The organism is Bacillus sp. FSL M8-0077 (genome assembly GCF_038050255.1).
Classification (GTDB): domain Bacteria; phylum Bacillota; class Bacilli; order Bacillales; family Bacillaceae; genus Bacillus; species Bacillus altitudinis.
The window spans coordinates 2,549,183-2,565,301 of the sequence record NZ_JBBPAF010000001.1; the positions used below are offsets into that span (position 1 = coordinate 2,549,183).

Below are 16,119 nucleotides of genomic sequence, written 5' to 3' on the forward strand. Positions count from 1 at the left end.
CTAAACATTAACCAAATCGATGTCTTGACACATAATGAGAGTCTTTCGTTGTATCCTTCGTGCGTAAATGTTATGTTTTATACAATCCATTGCTCTACCGAATCACATGGTTTTTTCATCATTCGTTTTTTAGCCGCATAAACTGAAACCAAAGAAGGTGAAGTCAATGTCAGATCTCAAAAGATTAGCCGAATCGATTCAGTATCAAGAAGAAAAGCGTTTTAATAAGCTCGTCTTTAAACCGGCTGAGCTTGAGCTGTGCGGCAAAGGAAGAAGTGCCTATGTATTTTCATACAAAAAAGACGGCAAGAAAATGGCGTTAAAAGTCTTTTTTCCTTCTTATCGAAACATCGCCCGCAAAGAGGCTGCAATTTATGAAAAACTTTCCGGCTCCTCCTATTATCCTGAGATTTACGAGTCTGGAGATCAGTATATTTTAATGGAATATATTAAAGGCTATACTTTCTATGAATGCCTGACAAAAGGAATTCCGATCAAAAAACAAATGATTGAACAAGTAGATGATGCATTAGAAGAAGCACGCGGTAAAGGTTTAAATCCTTCTGATATTCATCTACGAAATTTAATTTTAACAAAGGATGGCCGCGTGAGGGTCATTGACGTCGCCCGCTTCACGCAAACGAAAACATGTCATCAATGGGATGATTTAAAAGCTGCATACGCCTATTATCAAAAACCTTTTTTCCCTAAAAAAACGCCGCGTCTGTGGCTTGAAGTGATTGCTTATTTATATAAGAAAAACTGGTTGTCTCGAGGCCAGTTGAACAATCGAAATGATTTTACTGCCTAATGAAAGCCGCTCTCTTCGAGCGGCTTTCAGCGTGTAGACAAACCCTCGCATTCGGTGTCAGTCCTGCTTGCCGGTCCTCATGAATGTCACATTCGCTCCGGTACTCGTCCTTTCTAAGTTTTCTATCACGCTAAAAAGAAGACAAAGGACTAAAATAAAGATCATTTTAGCCCTTTGTCAAAATGATGAATCCGCTCTCTTTGACCGGATTTCTGTTTTATTCTGTTTCTACATGGATACTATTCACATTTAATAGGTTAATGATTTCATTATTCAGCTTAAACCAATGATTGGCTTCCTCAATTTTTTTATACACATCATAGGTAGCTGGACGTTTTAGCTCGAAATCGAGCACTTCCCCATTGTTCATATGAAATGTTACCTTAAATACTTTCATCATAAGATCACCTTCCACTCTCTTGTTCACTAACCGAATCGGTCAGCTCTTTTCATTCATTCTCTATTCAATCCGTTTCCCCTGCTTCTTTCCTTCTAAACACAAGAAGTTTAAATTTTGTTTAAATTCGCACAACATATCCATCTAGATACTCTTCAAAAGAAGTATATTGAATGAAAAGGAGGCTGTCTTTATGAAACAAAAGAAAAAACGAACATCTCCAGAGAGACAAACAGTCCTGTTTCATTTAACAGATGCCCTCATCCCAAGTATTGAAACGATGGCGGTTGCAGTAAGAGCATTTTTGCACCTCGTGAGAAAAGCCATTTCAGCCGTTTTATAAACCCCCGCACTAGAGGAGTGGGAGGTTTTTTTAGGATTGATAGATTTGACTTCCTTGACTGATAAACTCTTTTGCCTTCTTCTCCATCTCTCTTTTCACTTCTTCTGATTGGTTGCGGATGTCATGGGAAATTTTCATACTGCAAAACTTTGGTCCACACATGGAACAGAAATGAGCGGTTTTAGCACCTTCAGCAGGCAATGTTTCATCATGGAATGACAGCGCTCGTTCTGGGTCAAGTGACAGGTGAAATTGATCCCACCATCTAAATTCAAATCTCGCTTTTGATAAGGCATCATCACGCTTTTGAGCAGCAGGATGTCCTTTTGCTACATCAGCTGCATGTGCGGCAATTTTATAGGCGATGACGCCTTCTCTTACATCTTCTTTGTTCGGCAGACCTAAATGCTCTTTTGGTGTTACATAGCACAGCATGGCGGTTCCATACCAGCCGATCATCGCCGCACCGATAGCGGATGTAATATGATCATATCCCGGTGCAATATCTGTTGTTAGAGGGCCTAACGTATAAAAAGGTGCCTCTTTGCAAATCTCCATCTGCTTATCGACATTCTCTTTGATCTTATCCATTGGAACATGTCCGGGTCCTTCAATCATGACCTGTACATCATGTTTCCAAGCGATCTCTGTCAATTCTCCTAACGTTTCGAGCTCTGCAAACTGTGCTTCATCATTTGCGTCCGCAATGGATCCAGGTCTGAGCCCATCCCCAAGCGAAAAGGCAATGTCATACGTTTTCATGATTTCACAAATTTCTTCAAAATGGGTATACAGAAAGTTCTCTTGATGATGAGCGAGACACCATCTTGCCATAATGGCTCCGCCTCTTGAAACAATTCCAGTGACCCGCTCTACTGTGAGCGGAATATACCTTAACAGGACGCCCGCATGAATGGTGAAGTAGTCAACCCCTTGCTCCGCCTGTTCAATTAATGTGTCTCGGTATACTTCCCACGTCAAATTTTCTGCGATTCCATTCACTTTTTCAAGTGCCTGATAAATTGGGACAGTTCCTACTGGGACTGGGCAATTGCGGATAATCCATTCTCTCGTTGTATGAATGTCCTTTCCTGTAGACAGGTCCATCATCGTATCTGCCCCCCATCTAATTGCCCATGTCATCTTCTCCACTTCTTCTTCAATGGACGATGTCACAGCTGAATTGCCAATATTCGCATTAATTTTCACGTGAAAATTCTTTCCGATGATCATCGGCTCACTTTCAGGATGGTTAATATTCGCTGGAATGACCGCTCTTCCACTAGCCACTTCCTCTCTAACAAACTCGGGACTTAGCTGTTCTCTCAAAGCGATAAACTCCATTTCAGGTGTAATGATCCCCTTTTTTGCATAATGCATTTGCGTCACACAAGCACCTTGTTTCCCGCGGAGCGGCACATGATGAAAATCTGTATGGGCAGCTTGAAAGGATTCTTTCCCCTTCAAGCGATACCCATTATCTTCTGGCTTTACTTGACGACCTTCATAGCTTTCAGTATCTTCTCTTTCCTTAATCCATGCTGATCTCAGGCGCTTTAACCCCTTTGTGACATCAATATCAGCCTCCTCATCTGTATAAGGCCCACTTGTATCGTACACACGAATCGGTTCATTTTGGATATCACCTGCTTGTGTCACTGTATTTGTGAGCGTAATTTCTCTTTTTGGCACCAAAATATCAGGTCTTGAGCCTTGTTCATATACCTTTCGACTGCCTTCAAAGTTTGATAATAAAGATTGCGTTGATGGAACATTTGTCTTTTCATTCATTTGCTGTTCTCTCCTTTTTTTCGTGTCACCGGACAGGATGGAATCAGCACCAGCAAAAAACCAGATTCTATGTAAAGAACCTGGTTTCGTCGTCAGAAAAAAACATGTATGCCATACACATGGCACATGTATCATCTTCAACTTCCCCACGCTGGTACGAGCCAGATCAGGTCCAAAGGGTTAAGAAGCTTGTCTTCTCTCTCAGCCCGCATTTCCGGGCACCCCTAGTCACTTATATTGATTTCCACAACAGTGTAGCATAGCTGAGAAATGAAAAAAAGAAGTTTCAGGAAAATAGTTCCTTTCCCCTACAATGAATACACGATCTTCACGATATACATCTTTCTATACACGATCTATCTCTCTCATTTCGATTAAATCAGTAATAATCATTGATCCTTTTCTCCTGATATGTATAATTAATCTAAACGGAGAATTTTTATACAAACATGATTCAAAGGAAGTTCTAGTCGATTGCAAACATTTCTTACATTTATCGTCGTTGGATTCTCAATTGCTCTACCTGTTGGAGCGATCACGGTTGAAATGACAAAGCAGGGATTAAAAAACGGATTCTTTCATGGATTAACTGTAGGCGCTGGTGGTATGACCATCGATATATTGCTCATCTTGGCTTTATATGCTGGATTTGCTCAATTTTTATCTTTGCCCTTTATCCAAATTCCGCTCTGGCTGATCGGTGCCATTTTTTTAATTATTCTTGCCTACGATTCGATTAAAAATGCGGATCAAGACATTCATTTAGCAGGAGAAAAAGTGAATAAATCATTCGCTAAAACATATCGAAATGGTCTACTCGTAGCGGTATCCCCTGGAAACCTTGTGTTCTGGGTATCTGTGTTTGGTGCCGTACTCGCAGATGCTTATACGAATACAAATTCATCTGAATTTATATTGGCTGCTGCTGGTATTTTGGCGGGGATTCTTCTTCATGACATCGGTCTTCTCACGATTGTTTCTCTAACAAGAAAAGTGATGAATCGAACAATGATTAAGTGGACATCCATTATTGCCGGTATTTTATTACTTGGATTTGGCTGTTATTTCTTTTATGAATTTTATATCGGGATTAAGGTGTATTTTTAAAGAAAAGGCTAAAGTTCATGACGAACTTTAGCCTTTTTTATTCCAGCCTATCGGGTCATGCCTGTCTGACCTGTTTCAAATTGCGTTTTTCTCATATCTCTGAAGCGTGTAAATGCGCCTTCGTCTTTAATGACTTGGACAGCTCTTCCATCTGCATAACGAGTCGCTGCTTCTTCTACTTGTGATACACCCTCTGATGTCAAGCGCCCATCTGTTTTAAGAGCAATATACACATTTTCATCCGTCACCATGACTTGTGAGTCTGTCACATGGTTCATTTTGTTCACTCGGTTGGCGATTTTTCTTGAACGCTGGATGTTCTCTTGTTTATCGTAGCCAGAGAACGACATTTGGTTATGATAGTTCATATCTCCATGACTGTAGCGTCCATCTCCACCAGTAAGCGGCATTCTCACTTGATCCTGTGTAGGGCGTGAACGATAATCAACATTCGTTGTATTTCTTCCGTTCATTCCCTCCATAAGCTCAGAAACCGGTCCTTGATGATCTTGATTGTTGTCTGTTGCCTGTTGATTGGAGTGGTATCCAACTGGCTGGCCAGATTGATTATGACGTGTATCTACACCCGCATTGTTATTTGTACCACATGCCGTTAATCCAATAGGTAGAAGCACTAAGGCGATTGTTTTTTGCCATTTTTGTCTCAAACGAAAAACCCCCTGTACAAATTGAATCTCATGAGCGCAAAACAGGCTCTGTTTTAGCATGTACAGTTGAGGACAAAAACAAGCTGTCAGTTATAAACAAAAAAAGGAACGATTGAGATCGTCCCTTGTGTCATTAATCTTCTTCGTCTTCTTCTGGTCTTGCAAAGACAGATGGATTTTGATAAGGCTGCTGCATATAAGGCTGAGCTGGATAAGCACCCATTTGACCATATGGAACAGGGTTTGGATAATGTCCAGGCCATGGCTGATGATGCTTCATACCATCATCGCATCCGCAGTCTTCCTTGCCATATGCTTCATTTGGAGCGTTTGGATAAAAGCCTTGATTGGCATTCGCATTCGCTCCTGCATTTGGATGCATATGGTGGTGCCAGTGATGCCCGTCGTTTGCATGATGCTCGTGATGTTCACCGTAATAAGCTGGTGCTTGATACGCAGGGTAATACGGCTGAGCCGCCGGATAAGGGTACGGCATCATGTGATGGTGATAATACGGCTGTACCGGATAACAAAGGCCTGATCCCGGCAAAATAGGAGAAGCGGGTACCATTTGCTGCGGATATGGATACATTGCTGGCATGTAATGACCATGACCATAACCATAATAAGGATCATATGATTCTTGATGATGGTGGTGATGCTCTTTATTTTCAGCCATGCCCCCTACTGCTGCCCCTCCAACATTCGGCATTTGCGGGAAATTAGGAAGGTTTGGGTAATTACTATGCTCCATATCTTTTCCCTCCTCTTTTTGATGTGGGATATGAATGAATGGATCATATCCCTTTGCCACTTCATCTTTGAAATGATCCTTATTTTCATGATGAAAATGGTCCTTGTGATCTTTATGATCCTTTTTCTCATGAACATGATCTTTCTTTTCATGAACGTGATCTTTTTTCTCATGATGTTCTTTTTTGGGAGGAGGCGTGAATGGCTGGTAGAGATTCGTCTGATAATAGTTTACATCAACTTGTGGAAAAACTGGCTGTTCAATCTTTGGTACTGGTGGCACATAAGGTACCGGTTCATTCGGCTTTTCCTTCGGCTTCGTATCTTGAACTTGCACGACATCCTTTGGCTTTTCTTTTACATACGGGTGTTCTTTTGCTTTTGGCATTTCTTTTGCTTTGTGATGATCGGTTTTTACAGGAACACCACTAGATGGAATTTTGATTTTCATTCCTGGCATAATCAAATCTGGATTACTGAGCTGCGAATTTAATTTTTTCAATTCTTGAAAGTCGACTCCGTACTTCTTTGAAATTTTCCAAAGGGAGTCTCCTTTTTGCACAATATGAATTTTCAACGTTTTCCCCTCCTATGCAAAACGTGAACGTAGCGGTTATGTCAGAAGTACAATATGTTTCAACATAAATTTATGCCTATTTACAAGCCGATATGATAAAAACTTGTTTTCTGATAGGAGGGGACACTTCATTATTTAATGGTGAGCATCTTATTTAAAGCGAGCAATGCCTCTTTTGTCGTCTCTTCATTCACTTGAATCAAACCGACCGGCTCCCCTTTTTCAATGCTTTCAAGTGACCATAGTAGATGAGGCAGATCAATACGGTTCATTGTCAAACATGGACACATATCTGGATTGAGGGATTCGATTTGTTTGTCAGGGTGCTGGTCAATGATGCGTTTCACTAAATTCATTTCTGTTCCAATGGCCCACTTACTTCCTGCTGGTGCCTGCTTGATCGTATCAATAATAAATTTCGTTGAACCGGCTAGATCAGAAGCCTTTACAACTTCATGCGCACACTCTGGATGAACAAGAATCTGTATGTCACGGTCACGTTTTCTCGTTTGTTCAATATTCTCAATGGTAAATTTCTCATGAACAGAGCAATGACCTTTCCATAAAATCATTTTGATTCGATGAAGCGGTTGGTCGGTGATGAGCTTTTCTTCTATTTGATCCCAGACAGCCATTTCCTCTAGCGGAATCCCTAAATCATAGGCCGTGTTACGCCCTAAATGCTGATCAGGAAGAAAAAGAATCCGCTCTTTTTGGGTCAGCGCCCACTCCAATACTTTTTTAGCGTTTGATGATGTGACAGTCGATCCGCCATGTTTGCCGACAAATGCTTTAATATCAGCCGTTGAGTTCACATAAGTCAGCGGAAGGATCGTATCCCCAAACAGCTCAGTGAGCCTATCCCACGCCCTGTCTGTTTGTTTCATGTTCGCCATATCTGCCATTGAACAACCTGCTCTCATATCTGGCAAAAAGACGTGCTGATTCTTTTTTGATAGCATATCGGCCGTTTCTGCCATAAAATGAACCCCGCAAAATACAATGTATTCTGCTTCGTGATTGTCAGCAGCAATTTGTGCAAGCTGCAATGAATCACCTGTCACATCAGCAAATTGGATGACTTCATCTTTTTGATAATGATGACCTGGTATAAAAAGCTTTGATCCAAAAGCGCGTTTAATCTCTAATACTCTCTCTTTCATTTCATCATAAGAGCGCTGTTTATATTCATCTGGCATCATGGCTGTATGCTGCGCTGCTAACACATTAAGCATGGACATGAGTCGTTCCCCCTTTATGGCTGAATTCCATATTCATACTAAAATCGAATGATGGAGCAGAATGTGTGAGGAATCCAAGTGAAATAAGGTCTACACCTGTCCCCCGGTAGTTAGCCACATTCTCTAACGTGATGCCGCCTGATGCCTCTGTCAATATGGTTTCAGGGGTCATTTGTTTAAAGCGCTTCACTTCGTCTGGAGAGCAGTTGTCAAACATGATGACATCTGCTTTGGCATCAATGGCTTCCATCAGCTGTGCTTCTGATTCAATTTCCACTTCAATTTTCACCATATGACCGGCGTATGCTCTTGCTTTCTCCACAGCTTCCCTGATAGAACCACAAGCCGCAATATGATTATCTTTAATCATCACCCCATCTGATAAGCCGAAACGATGATTCTTTCCGCCTCCGACTTTTACTGCGTACTTCTCCAGCATGCGCAAACCGGGTGTCGTCTTTCTCGTATCACAAATCGTAATAGATGGATCAGCTAATCGCTCTACTGCTTCATGCGTTAGTGTAGCAATCCCTGTCATTCTTTGCAGGATATTCAACACCACCCGCTCCCCTTTCAGCAAGTCGTTGACGGGGCCTGTTATTTGTGCCAGTACAGCCCCTTCATGAATCCAATCACCTTCCTGGAAAAACAGCTCAGTTTGAACTTGTTCATTCAGCAGTTTGTATCCCATATCAATGACTTGTGTCCCGGCCAATACGCCTGATTGTTTCGCCATGATGTAAGCTGTTCCTTTCTTGTCTCCAAAGATGGCATCAGCGGATACATCTCCAAACCCAATATCTTCTTTTAAAAAATGAGTGAGCATTTGCTTTAACTGTAAACGTTCCATTTGGCACCAATCCTTTCATTTTTTACGGTATAAATATGGCCCTGTTCATGTACAATCTGTTTTGCTCGCCACGAAGCATCGTGCCGATTTGGATAATCGGTGCGATAATGACCGCCCCTGCTTTCTGTTCGGAGTAATGCGGACCTGACAAGGCATATCGCTAAAGCCCATTGATTGCTTATTTCGATCTGTTCATTTGTGATATTCTTCACATTAATTTGCTGAAAAGAGACTTGTTCTAAATGATCGAGCAAGGCCTGTAAACCTTTCTCATCTCTCACAATTGCGGCATATGCTGTCATCCATTTTCTGAGCTGAGCCTGTGACACCGTTGGGACCGACCATACTTCTTGAATTGAAGGAGCAAGGTTTTTATCTTGCTGGGCTTGCAACCGCTCAACATACCGTGCCGCCTTGTTTCCTAAAACGAGACCTTCTAAGAGCGAATTACTTGCTAGTCGATTGGCGCCGTGTAAACCTGTACAAGCTGCTTCACCAATGGCGAAAAGTGATGGAACTGTTGTTTCTCCATGTTCATTCACCTTAATTCCACCCATTAAAAAGTGCATACCGGGTGAAACTGGCAGCCGGCCGCTTGCCATATCAACTCCCGCACGCTGACACATCGCAGCAATCGCAGGAAAACGTGCAGAAAAATGCGGAATATCACGGATGTTAAGATAAATGGAATGACCGAGTTGCTGCTCATGGAAAATGGTCCTTGCCACCACATCTCTAGGCGCTAAATCGCTCTGCGGGTGTATTCCTTTCATGATCCGTCTGCCTGATTCATCTTCTAAATAGGCGCCCTCTCCCCTGACTGCCTCTGATACGAGACCGATCGCTTTACCTGAAGTGGTCAAAAGGGTCGGATGGAATTGCACAAATTCGAGATCTACTAGCTGTGCCCCTGCGCGATAGGCCATCATCAGACCGTCTCCTGTCACAGACGGATCATTTGTGTTTGTTTCATATAAGGATCCACAGCCACCAGTGGATAATACAACTGCATCTGCCGTCATTGTATGTACATGACCTTTCTCGTCTTTCCACACAACACCGGTACATTTCTCTTCATGAACTAATAAATCAATGACATGATGGTTTTCGTATACATGAATATGTGCGCCGAGCTTCCCCTTCAAAAACTGCACGAGGGTTTTTCCCGTTTGATCTCCTCCTGCATGCAAAATGCGATGGGTCGTATGGGCTCCCTCTTTACCTAACTGCGGGATTCCCGTTTCATCTCGATCAAATGGGCAGCCCTCTTCCACGAGCTTCTCTACAAGATCTTTTCCATGACGGACGATCTCCTGTACAGTTTTGTCATCATTGTGACCACACCCCGCTGCTAAAGTGTCTTGCACATGCTGATCGACAGAATCATGTGCGGAAAAGGCAGCAGCGATTCCCCCTTGTGCGAGCATGGAATTACTAGAGGAAAATTGTTTTTTTGTCATCATGATGACTTGGCAGTTCTCTGAGATCGTATTCACAAAGGAAAGAGCCGCAATGCCCGACCCCACCACAATGACTTTTTTGATAGATGACACAATTGCCCCTCCTGTCATTTACACCTGTCTTGACACATATCATTACACAACACTACAATAAATACAAGAAAAAATTTTCACACAGGAGATGGATGGATTTGATTTATTTAGATTATGCAGCTTCTACACCAGTTTCTGAGGAATCACTGCATGTATTTCAGCAGTTGAGCAAAGAATGTTACGGAAATGCGAGCAGCCTGCATGATGCAGGTGGAAGAGCAAATGAAATCTTGGCTTACAGCAGACAATCACTTGCAGCGATTCTAGAGGGCGAACCTGATGGCATTTACTTTACAAGTGGCGGAACTGAATCCAATATCCTTGCGATTCAATCGATCATAAATGGGCTGCCTCCACATAAACAGCATGTCATTACCACATCAGTAGAGCATCCTTCCGTTCATCATGCGGTCAATGCCTTGCAGCGTCTCGGTGTGAAGGTGACGGTCATAGAACCGAATCAAGAAGGAATCATCACAAAGGAGCTTCTCAAACAGGCTCTATTGCCTGAAACCGGACTAGTATCCATCCAGCATGCCAACTCAGAAACTGGGATTATTCAGCCATTAGCTGAATTAGCAACGCTCTTAAAAGAAAGAGACATTCTTTTTCATACAGATGCAGTGCAAACATTCGGAAAAATGCGTGTGTCGATTAGAGAACTTGGAGTTGATGCCCTCTCCATTTCGAGTCATAAAGTGTATGCACCTAAGGGCGCCGGTGCTGTCTATATGGGGGCACATGTCCCTTGGAAGCCTATATATCAAGATACTGTACAGGAAAATGGTCTACGCCCGGGGACAGTGAACGTTCCATGCATCGGTGCTTTTGTAGCTGCGAGCGAGCAAATCATGCTGAAAATAGATCAACAGCAACAGCTAGATATTCAGCTTCGTGATTATTTTCTTCAGCAGCTAAAAAAACGGAAGCTCCCTGTACGCATGCTGCAAGAAAATGATCAGCGCCGCACGCTGCCTCATATTATTGGTTGTTTTTTTGAAGGGTTTGAAGGACAATATGTAATGTTAGCTTGTAACCGGCATAGGATTTGTATATCCACAGGAAGTGCCTGCGCTTCTGGTTATCATCACCCTTCCCCTGCTGTGAAGGCATTACATGTATCAGATCGTGATGCCCTTCAATTCATTCGACTATCATTTGGACAAGGATCATCAAAGGATGACATCGATCAGCTTTTGCATACATTTGAGAGCTTGCAAAAGGAGAAGAAAGGAGCATAAAACGTGGAACAAGAGAGAAAACTCATTGGCGAAGAAAGAAGAAACGCCATTTTAAAGTGGCTACAAGAGACTGATACACCACTCACCGGAAGTTTTTTAGCTAAAAAAGCCGCTGTCTCACGACAAGTCATTGTACAAGATATTTCATTACTAAAAGCAAAAAACGAACCCATTATTGCCACAAGCCAAGGCTATGTGTATATGGCGCAGCATACACCGGAAACTGAAATTGAACAGATTATCGCTTGCAAGCACGATCCTCATCGTACAGAAGAGGAGCTGACACTGATTGTAGACTACGGTGTAACGGTGAAAGACGTGATCATTGAGCACCCTGTTTATGGAGAGCTGACGGCCTCTATTCGCGTGAGTACACGCAAACAAGTGGCTGACTTCGTTCATCATATTTCCAATACAGGCGCCTCCTACTTGTCAGAGCTGACAGACGGTGTACATTTACATACCCTTACTTCCTACAGCCAAAAGCAGCTTGACCAAGCCATTCAAGCGCTTGATGACGCTGGATTTCTCATTAAAGACTAAAAAAATAGTGTCCCCAGCAGGACACTATTTTTCATTCGTTAATTCATATGTTTGATAGCTGCCGAGCAGTTTCACCTCACAGCCAATCGCTTCTAATTCTTGAATGGCGCCAGGGACAAGTACATCATCCATTTCTTTTTCGATATCAATGATAAATAAATAGTGTCCAAGGCCTGTTTTTGTCGGACGCGATTCAATTTTGGACAAATTGAGATTCCGCCATGAAAAAGCTGATAACACGCGGTGCAATGCACCTGACTGATCATCCTTTGGCAGGCTGACAACAATGGTCGTTTTTGGCTTTGAAGAAAAACCAGAATTCATTGGGAACGATGCCTTCGCCTCTTTATGTAAAATAACAAAACGTGTATGATTGTGCGGATAATCATGAATGTCTTTTTTCGCAATCGTCAATCCGTACGTTTTTGCGGCGATTTCATTCGCAATCGCACCAACAGCTTCATCTGGATGCTCACTGATGTATTTCGCTGCATAGCCTGTTGATTCCACTGGCCGATGCGGAATATTAGGGAACTGCCTCTTCAAAAATTGATGACACTGCGCAATGGCGTGCGGATGTGACTGAATCACATCTAATGTCTCCCAGCTCTCCGCTCTCGATGGATGGACAAGCAGGTGCTGGCGAATCGGTGCTGTCATTTCGCCCACAATGGACAAAGCGTCCTCATGAATTAAATAATCAATCGTTAAGTTCACAGATCCTTCGAGTGCATTTTCAAGTGGAACGACCGCCAAATCTACTTCTCCCTTTGACACTGCATCCATACATTGCGGAATGGTTGCATAAGCCCGCTGCTCTGCATCTTTTGGAAAACAAGAACAGACAGCCAAATGAGTAAATGTGGCCTCTGGTCCAAAGTAACCTACCGTTAATTGCTTCATCTGCTATGATCTCTCCTTTTACGCCCCAGAACCTAGAATTTCAACTTTTTCGACAAATTCAAGTTTTCTTAATTGATTCATGACTGTATTGATATCATCTGCCATGCCGGCCGTACTGATCGACAGGGTGACATTCGCTCTTCCTTGCAGCGGAATCGTTTGGTGAATGGATAACACATTACAGCCAGAGTCAGCCACAATTTGCAGCAGCCTAGACAAAGCCCCAGACCGATCCTCCAGGTGGAAAAACAATGTGATGATCTGCTCTTTGACCATAGTATAAAATGGAAACACAGCATCTCGATATTTATAAAAAGCACTGCGGCTTAAATCCGCTTTTTGAACAGCATCGGCAACTGAATCCGCTTTTTTGCGATCGAGAAGCTTTTTGACTTCAAGCGTTTTTCGCATCGCATCCGGAAGTACATCCTCTCTTACTAAATAGAACGTTTCTTCTTTCACCTGTTTTCTCCCCTTTTAAAAACGGGAGAGCCCATGAACTGGACCCTCCTTTTGATCAATCGATAAATTCAAATTCAAATTCAAGCAGACGAATGATGTCTCCATCTTTTGCACCACGCTCACGCAGGGCATCATCAACGCCCATTCCGCGCAGCTGTCTAGAGAATCGTTTCACTGACTCGTCTCTTGAGAAGTCTGTCATCTTAAACAGACGCTCAAGTGCTTTACCAGTTAAGACAAACGTACCATCAGGATCTCTTGAGATCTCAAATGCTGCTTCTCCTTCATCAAACTTGTACATCACACGGTTATCAGAGAGCTCTTCTTCATTGTAGAGCGGGAATTCCGGTGTTGTTTCAAGCTGATTGGCGATTTCAAATAAGAGCTCACGAAGCCCTTCTCTTGTGATCGCACTAATTGGGAACACTTTATAGTCATCTGTTAATTTTTCTTTAAATGCCGCTAGATTGTCAGCTGCATCCGGCATGTCCATTTTGTTCGCTACAATGATTTGCGGACGCTCTGTCAATCTCATATTGTATTGCTCAAGCTCTTCGTTAATCGTCACGTAGTCTTCGTATGGGTCACGCCCTTCAAGTCCAGACATATCAATGACATGGACAATGACACGTGTACGTTCAATGTGGCGTAAAAATTGATGACCTAAGCCAACACCTTCGTGCGCTCCTTCGATCAGTCCTGGCAGATCCGCCATGACAAAGCTTCGGCTATCGTCTGTTTCAACAACTCCGAGGTTTGGCACAAGCGTTGTAAAATGATAATCCGCAATTTTTGGTTTCGCAGAAGAGACAATCGAAAGCAGCGTTGACTTCCCGACACTTGGGAAACCAACAAGTCCAACATCTGCAAGTACTTTTAATTCTAAGATGACGTCACGTTCTTTACCTGGCTCACCGTTTTCAGACAGCTGTGGTGCAGGATTGGCTGGTGTTGCAAAGCGTGAATTTCCACGTCCGCCACGTCCGCCTTTGGCAATCACAGCCCGCTGTCCATGCTCTGTCAAGTCAGCTAGCACTTGTTCCGTCTCGGCATCTGTCACAACTGTACCAGGCGGAACTTTAACAATCATTTCTTCCGCATTTCGGCCATGCTGGTTTTTACTCATTCCATGCTCGCCGCGGTCCGCCTTGAAATGACGCTTATAACGAAAGTCCATTAACGTTCTGAGTCCTTCGTCTACTTCAAAAACTACATCTGCACCATTTCCACCGTCGCCGCCAGCTGGCCCGCCTTTTGGCACATATTTTTCACGACGGAACGCCACCATACCGTTTCCGCCGTCACCGCCTTTAACATACACTTTAACCTGATCTACAAACATAACTTCCTCCGTTTCTCTGCATCACATATCTCGTTCTTGCCTCAAACAAAGCTCAATCATGGACTCATGATTCGTCACATGAAATTGCGTTATACTCATACATGGATAGTTTGCGTCATGAAACGCATTTAACGCATCCAAACTTGTTAATTTTCCTTTGAAATCAAAATATAAGATCACATCATTCTCTTCCTGATCCGTTTGGAAAGTGACCGTTAAATGATTTTCAGTTTTTTGGCAAACTGATTGATCGAATATCGAAAACAACTCCCGTGATACCGTTAGCAGCTGCGATTCATATGCTGATAAGTCCCGGGTTTCACCAAGCACTTCATATTCTAGGGTGATAAAATGCGACTCCCAATTAAAGGTTAGAAAGTAATAGGCCAATTGGGGAATTTTTAAATTTGAGAGTTTGGATTCATGCTGTGCTTCAATGACCATTTCTTCTATTATTTCGAACACTCGGTCATATTTTTCTAATGTCAAGTTGCCTTTGATTAACTGCAATTTATTCATCCAGTCGTGTCTTGAACGACTAAGCAGATGGATCAATTCATTCGTTAATGCAACGTGAGTTAATTTTTCGTTTTGTTTACTTGGTATCTCTTCCATTATCGCACTCCCAATCGTTTGGTCTCTCTTTTAGGAGTCTTATCATCAATATGTCTCCCTGAATTATAACAGAGAAGACAGCTTAGAAAAACACTAGTTATGTGAGGAAAGGTTGTTTTTTCTGATCGTATAGGAGAAAATGAGGCAAAGTCAGCAAACATTCTTTGATATTTATGGAGTGCATCTTCTTTTATCATCTTCGGTACTACTTGTAAAAAGCGCAAAAGCCCCCCTGAATAGTGAAAAAAACTCCAGTCAATGACCGGAGTTTTTAGCAATTATTGTGCCGCAGGATATACGCTCACTTTTTTACGGTCACGACCGAAACGTTCGAATTTAACTGTTCCGTCGATTTTAGCGAAAAGAGTGTCGTCGCCTCCGCGTCCAACGTTTTCACCTGGATAGATTTTCGTTCCACGTTGACGATAAAGGATAGAACCACCAGTTACGAATTGACCATCAGCACGTTTAGCGCCTAAACGTTTAGACTCAGAGTCACGTCCGTTCTTTGTAGAACCTACCCCTTTTTTAGATGCGAAAAATTGAAGATCTAATCTAAGCATGAAGTTCACCTCCTATTTTTTTGTAGATATTCTCACATAATCGTGATAATCTCGTTCAATTGTTTCTAAGGAAACGACCATGCCTTCTAAAAGCAGCTGAGCTTTTTCAAAGGTGACTGGATCTGTATCAGCTGGCAGTTCAAAAGAGAAATACCCGCCTTCATCTCCAATATCAAGCAGTGGATCCATTCCTGTCAGTGCAATAATTGAATTGACTGACCCGAAAACAACAGCAGATACACCTGCACAAACGAGATCCTGACCTTTTTCAGCAAACTCGGCATGTCCAGTCATCTGAAAAGACGTAATGCTTTCATCTGCTTTCGACCGAGTAATGGTTGCTTTGATCATATCACTCA

At 42.6% G+C, this 16,119-nt stretch carries 18 protein-coding genes and 1 riboswitch; of the genes, 5 read left to right on the forward strand and 13 right to left on the reverse strand.

What is annotated here, in order from left to right; translation table 11 throughout:
• Nucleotides 1-166 precede the first annotated feature (166 nt).
• Entirely contained in the window at nucleotides 167-811 is a 645-nt protein-coding gene (locus NST57_RS13145; protein WP_142155599.1) for a protein kinase family protein, read from the forward strand.
• A 217-nt stretch (nucleotides 812-1,028) separates the two neighbouring features.
• Here the strand turns inward: NST57_RS13145 and NST57_RS13150 are convergent, their stop codons facing one another.
• Nucleotides 1,029-1,211 (reverse strand): hypothetical protein, encoded by a 183-nt coding sequence (locus NST57_RS13150; RefSeq protein WP_008342761.1) that lies wholly within the window; start codon nucleotides 1,209-1,211, stop codon nucleotides 1,029-1,031.
• 190 nt (nucleotides 1,212-1,401) lie between these two features.
• Between NST57_RS13150 and NST57_RS13155 the strand changes: the two genes are divergently transcribed.
• On the forward strand, nucleotides 1,402-1,551 hold the full coding sequence (locus tag NST57_RS13155) for a hypothetical protein (RefSeq protein WP_200831231.1): 150 nt from the start codon (nucleotides 1,402-1,404) through the stop codon (nucleotides 1,549-1,551).
• 30 nt (nucleotides 1,552-1,581) lie between these two features.
• On the opposite strand, the gene thiC is transcribed toward NST57_RS13155, so the two are convergent.
• The gene (gene thiC, locus NST57_RS13160) at nucleotides 1,582-3,342 is read right to left on the reverse strand and encodes a phosphomethylpyrimidine synthase ThiC (RefSeq protein ID WP_142155600.1); all 1,761 of its coding nucleotides are present in this window, start codon (nucleotides 3,340-3,342) and stop codon (nucleotides 1,582-1,584) included.
• Nucleotides 3,343-3,468: 126 nt separating this feature from the next.
• A riboswitch (TPP riboswitch) is annotated at nucleotides 3,469-3,578 on the reverse strand.
• Nucleotides 3,579-3,816: 238 nt separating this feature from the next.
• Here thiC and NST57_RS13165 point away from each other — a divergent pair.
• A complete protein-coding gene (locus NST57_RS13165) occupies nucleotides 3,817-4,449 on the forward strand; it encodes a LysE family transporter (protein WP_007501508.1) in 633 nt (210 codons plus the stop codon).
• A gap of 47 nt (nucleotides 4,450-4,496) precedes the next feature.
• Here NST57_RS13165 and NST57_RS13170 read toward each other — a convergent pair whose 3' ends face one another.
• The 5 genes from NST57_RS13170 to nadB form a co-directional block, all read right to left on the reverse strand.
• Entirely contained in the window at nucleotides 4,497-5,117 is a 621-nt protein-coding gene (locus NST57_RS13170; RefSeq protein ID WP_017367717.1) for a YhcN/YlaJ family sporulation lipoprotein, read from the reverse strand.
• 133 nt (nucleotides 5,118-5,250) lie between these two features.
• Nucleotides 5,251-6,447 (reverse strand): SafA/ExsA family spore coat assembly protein, encoded by a 1,197-nt coding sequence (gene safA / locus NST57_RS13175; RefSeq protein ID WP_341298663.1) that lies wholly within the window; start codon nucleotides 6,445-6,447, stop codon nucleotides 5,251-5,253.
• Between the two features lie 131 nt (nucleotides 6,448-6,578).
• A complete protein-coding gene (gene nadA, locus NST57_RS13180; protein WP_341298664.1) occupies nucleotides 6,579-7,688 on the reverse strand; it encodes a quinolinate synthase NadA in 1,110 nt (369 codons plus the stop codon).
• Nucleotides 7,675-8,538 carry a carboxylating nicotinate-nucleotide diphosphorylase gene (nadC, locus tag NST57_RS13185; RefSeq protein WP_017367720.1) on the reverse strand — a complete coding sequence of 288 codons (864 nt, stop codon included), beginning with the start codon at nucleotides 8,536-8,538 and terminating at the stop codon, nucleotides 7,675-7,677. Before nadC ends, nadA begins: the two co-directional genes overlap by 14 nt.
• Nucleotides 8,520-10,091, reverse strand: coding sequence for an L-aspartate oxidase (gene nadB, locus NST57_RS13190; RefSeq protein WP_142155604.1), 1,572 nt, complete (start codon nucleotides 10,089-10,091; stop codon nucleotides 8,520-8,522). The genes nadC and nadB overlap by 19 nt, the downstream gene beginning before the upstream one ends.
• A gap of 92 nt (nucleotides 10,092-10,183) precedes the next feature.
• Between nadB and NST57_RS13195 the strand changes: the two genes are divergently transcribed.
• On the forward strand, nucleotides 10,184-11,332 hold the full coding sequence (locus NST57_RS13195; protein WP_341298665.1) for an IscS subfamily cysteine desulfurase: 1,149 nt from the start codon (nucleotides 10,184-10,186) through the stop codon (nucleotides 11,330-11,332).
• 3 nt (nucleotides 11,333-11,335) lie between these two features.
• Nucleotides 11,336-11,875 carry a transcription repressor NadR gene (locus tag NST57_RS13200; RefSeq protein WP_017358132.1) on the forward strand — a complete coding sequence of 180 codons (540 nt, stop codon included), beginning with the start codon at nucleotides 11,336-11,338 and terminating at the stop codon, nucleotides 11,873-11,875.
• Between the two features lie 24 nt (nucleotides 11,876-11,899).
• Here NST57_RS13200 and pheA read toward each other — a convergent pair whose 3' ends face one another.
• The 6 genes from pheA to NST57_RS13230 all read right to left on the reverse strand — a co-directional run bounded on the left by pheA (nucleotide 11,900) and on the right by NST57_RS13230 (nucleotide 16,111).
• The gene (gene pheA / locus NST57_RS13205; protein ID WP_017358133.1) at nucleotides 11,900-12,778 is read right to left on the reverse strand and encodes a prephenate dehydratase; all 879 of its coding nucleotides are present in this window, start codon (nucleotides 12,776-12,778) and stop codon (nucleotides 11,900-11,902) included.
• Nucleotides 12,779-12,796: 18 nt separating this feature from the next.
• Nucleotides 12,797-13,240 (reverse strand): ACT domain-containing protein, encoded by a 444-nt coding sequence (locus NST57_RS13210; protein WP_008342790.1) that lies wholly within the window; start codon nucleotides 13,238-13,240, stop codon nucleotides 12,797-12,799.
• A gap of 55 nt (nucleotides 13,241-13,295) precedes the next feature.
• A complete protein-coding gene (gene obgE, locus NST57_RS13215) occupies nucleotides 13,296-14,582 on the reverse strand; it encodes a GTPase ObgE (protein ID WP_142155607.1) in 1,287 nt (428 codons plus the stop codon).
• Nucleotides 14,583-14,603: 21 nt separating this feature from the next.
• The gene (locus NST57_RS13220) at nucleotides 14,604-15,197 is read right to left on the reverse strand and encodes a Spo0B C-terminal domain-containing protein (protein WP_142155608.1); all 594 of its coding nucleotides are present in this window, start codon (nucleotides 15,195-15,197) and stop codon (nucleotides 14,604-14,606) included.
• A gap of 278 nt (nucleotides 15,198-15,475) precedes the next feature.
• Nucleotides 15,476-15,760, reverse strand: a complete 285-nt coding sequence (rpmA, locus tag NST57_RS13225) for a 50S ribosomal protein L27 (RefSeq protein ID WP_003216586.1) — start codon at nucleotides 15,758-15,760, stop codon at nucleotides 15,476-15,478.
• A 12-nt stretch (nucleotides 15,761-15,772) separates the two neighbouring features.
• Nucleotides 15,773-16,111: a ribosomal-processing cysteine protease Prp gene (locus NST57_RS13230; protein WP_142155609.1), complete on the reverse strand. Its 339-nt coding sequence runs from the start codon at nucleotides 16,109-16,111 to the stop codon at nucleotides 15,773-15,775.
• Between the last annotated feature and the right edge of the window lie 8 nt (nucleotides 16,112-16,119).

What these genes read in the sequence shown, in the direction of transcription:
- rpmA (WP_003216586.1), bottom strand. Translation starts at nt 15,760, where the DNA reads ATGCTTAGATTAGATCTTCAATTTTTCGCATCTAAAAAAGGGGTAGGT.
- obgE (WP_142155607.1), bottom strand. Translation starts at nt 14,582, where the DNA reads ATGTTTGTAGATCAGGTTAAAGTGTATGTTAAAGGCGGTGACGGCGGA.
- NST57_RS13230 (WP_142155609.1), bottom strand. Translation starts at nt 16,111, where the DNA reads ATGATCAAAGCAACCATTACTCGGTCGAAAGCAGATGAAAGCATTACG.
- NST57_RS13195 (WP_341298665.1), top strand. Translation starts at nt 10,184, where the DNA reads ATGGATTTGATTTATTTAGATTATGCAGCTTCTACACCAGTTTCTGAG.
- nadA (WP_341298664.1), bottom strand. Translation starts at nt 7,688, where the DNA reads ATGTCCATGCTTAATGTGTTAGCAGCGCAGCATACAGCCATGATGCCA.
- nadC (WP_017367720.1), bottom strand. Translation starts at nt 8,538, where the DNA reads ATGGAACGTTTACAGTTAAAGCAAATGCTCACTCATTTTTTAAAAGAA.
- NST57_RS13220 (WP_142155608.1), bottom strand. Translation starts at nt 15,197, where the DNA reads ATGGAAGAGATACCAAGTAAACAAAACGAAAAATTAACTCACGTTGCA.
- NST57_RS13150 (WP_008342761.1), bottom strand. Translation starts at nt 1,211, where the DNA reads ATGATGAAAGTATTTAAGGTAACATTTCATATGAACAATGGGGAAGTG.
- pheA (WP_017358133.1), bottom strand. Translation starts at nt 12,778, where the DNA reads ATGAAGCAATTAACGGTAGGTTACTTTGGACCAGAGGCCACATTTACT.
- NST57_RS13145 (WP_142155599.1), top strand. Translation starts at nt 167, where the DNA reads ATGTCAGATCTCAAAAGATTAGCCGAATCGATTCAGTATCAAGAAGAA.
- thiC (WP_142155600.1), bottom strand. Translation starts at nt 3,342, where the DNA reads ATGAATGAAAAGACAAATGTTCCATCAACGCAATCTTTATTATCAAAC.
- NST57_RS13155 (WP_200831231.1), top strand. Translation starts at nt 1,402, where the DNA reads ATGAAACAAAAGAAAAAACGAACATCTCCAGAGAGACAAACAGTCCTG.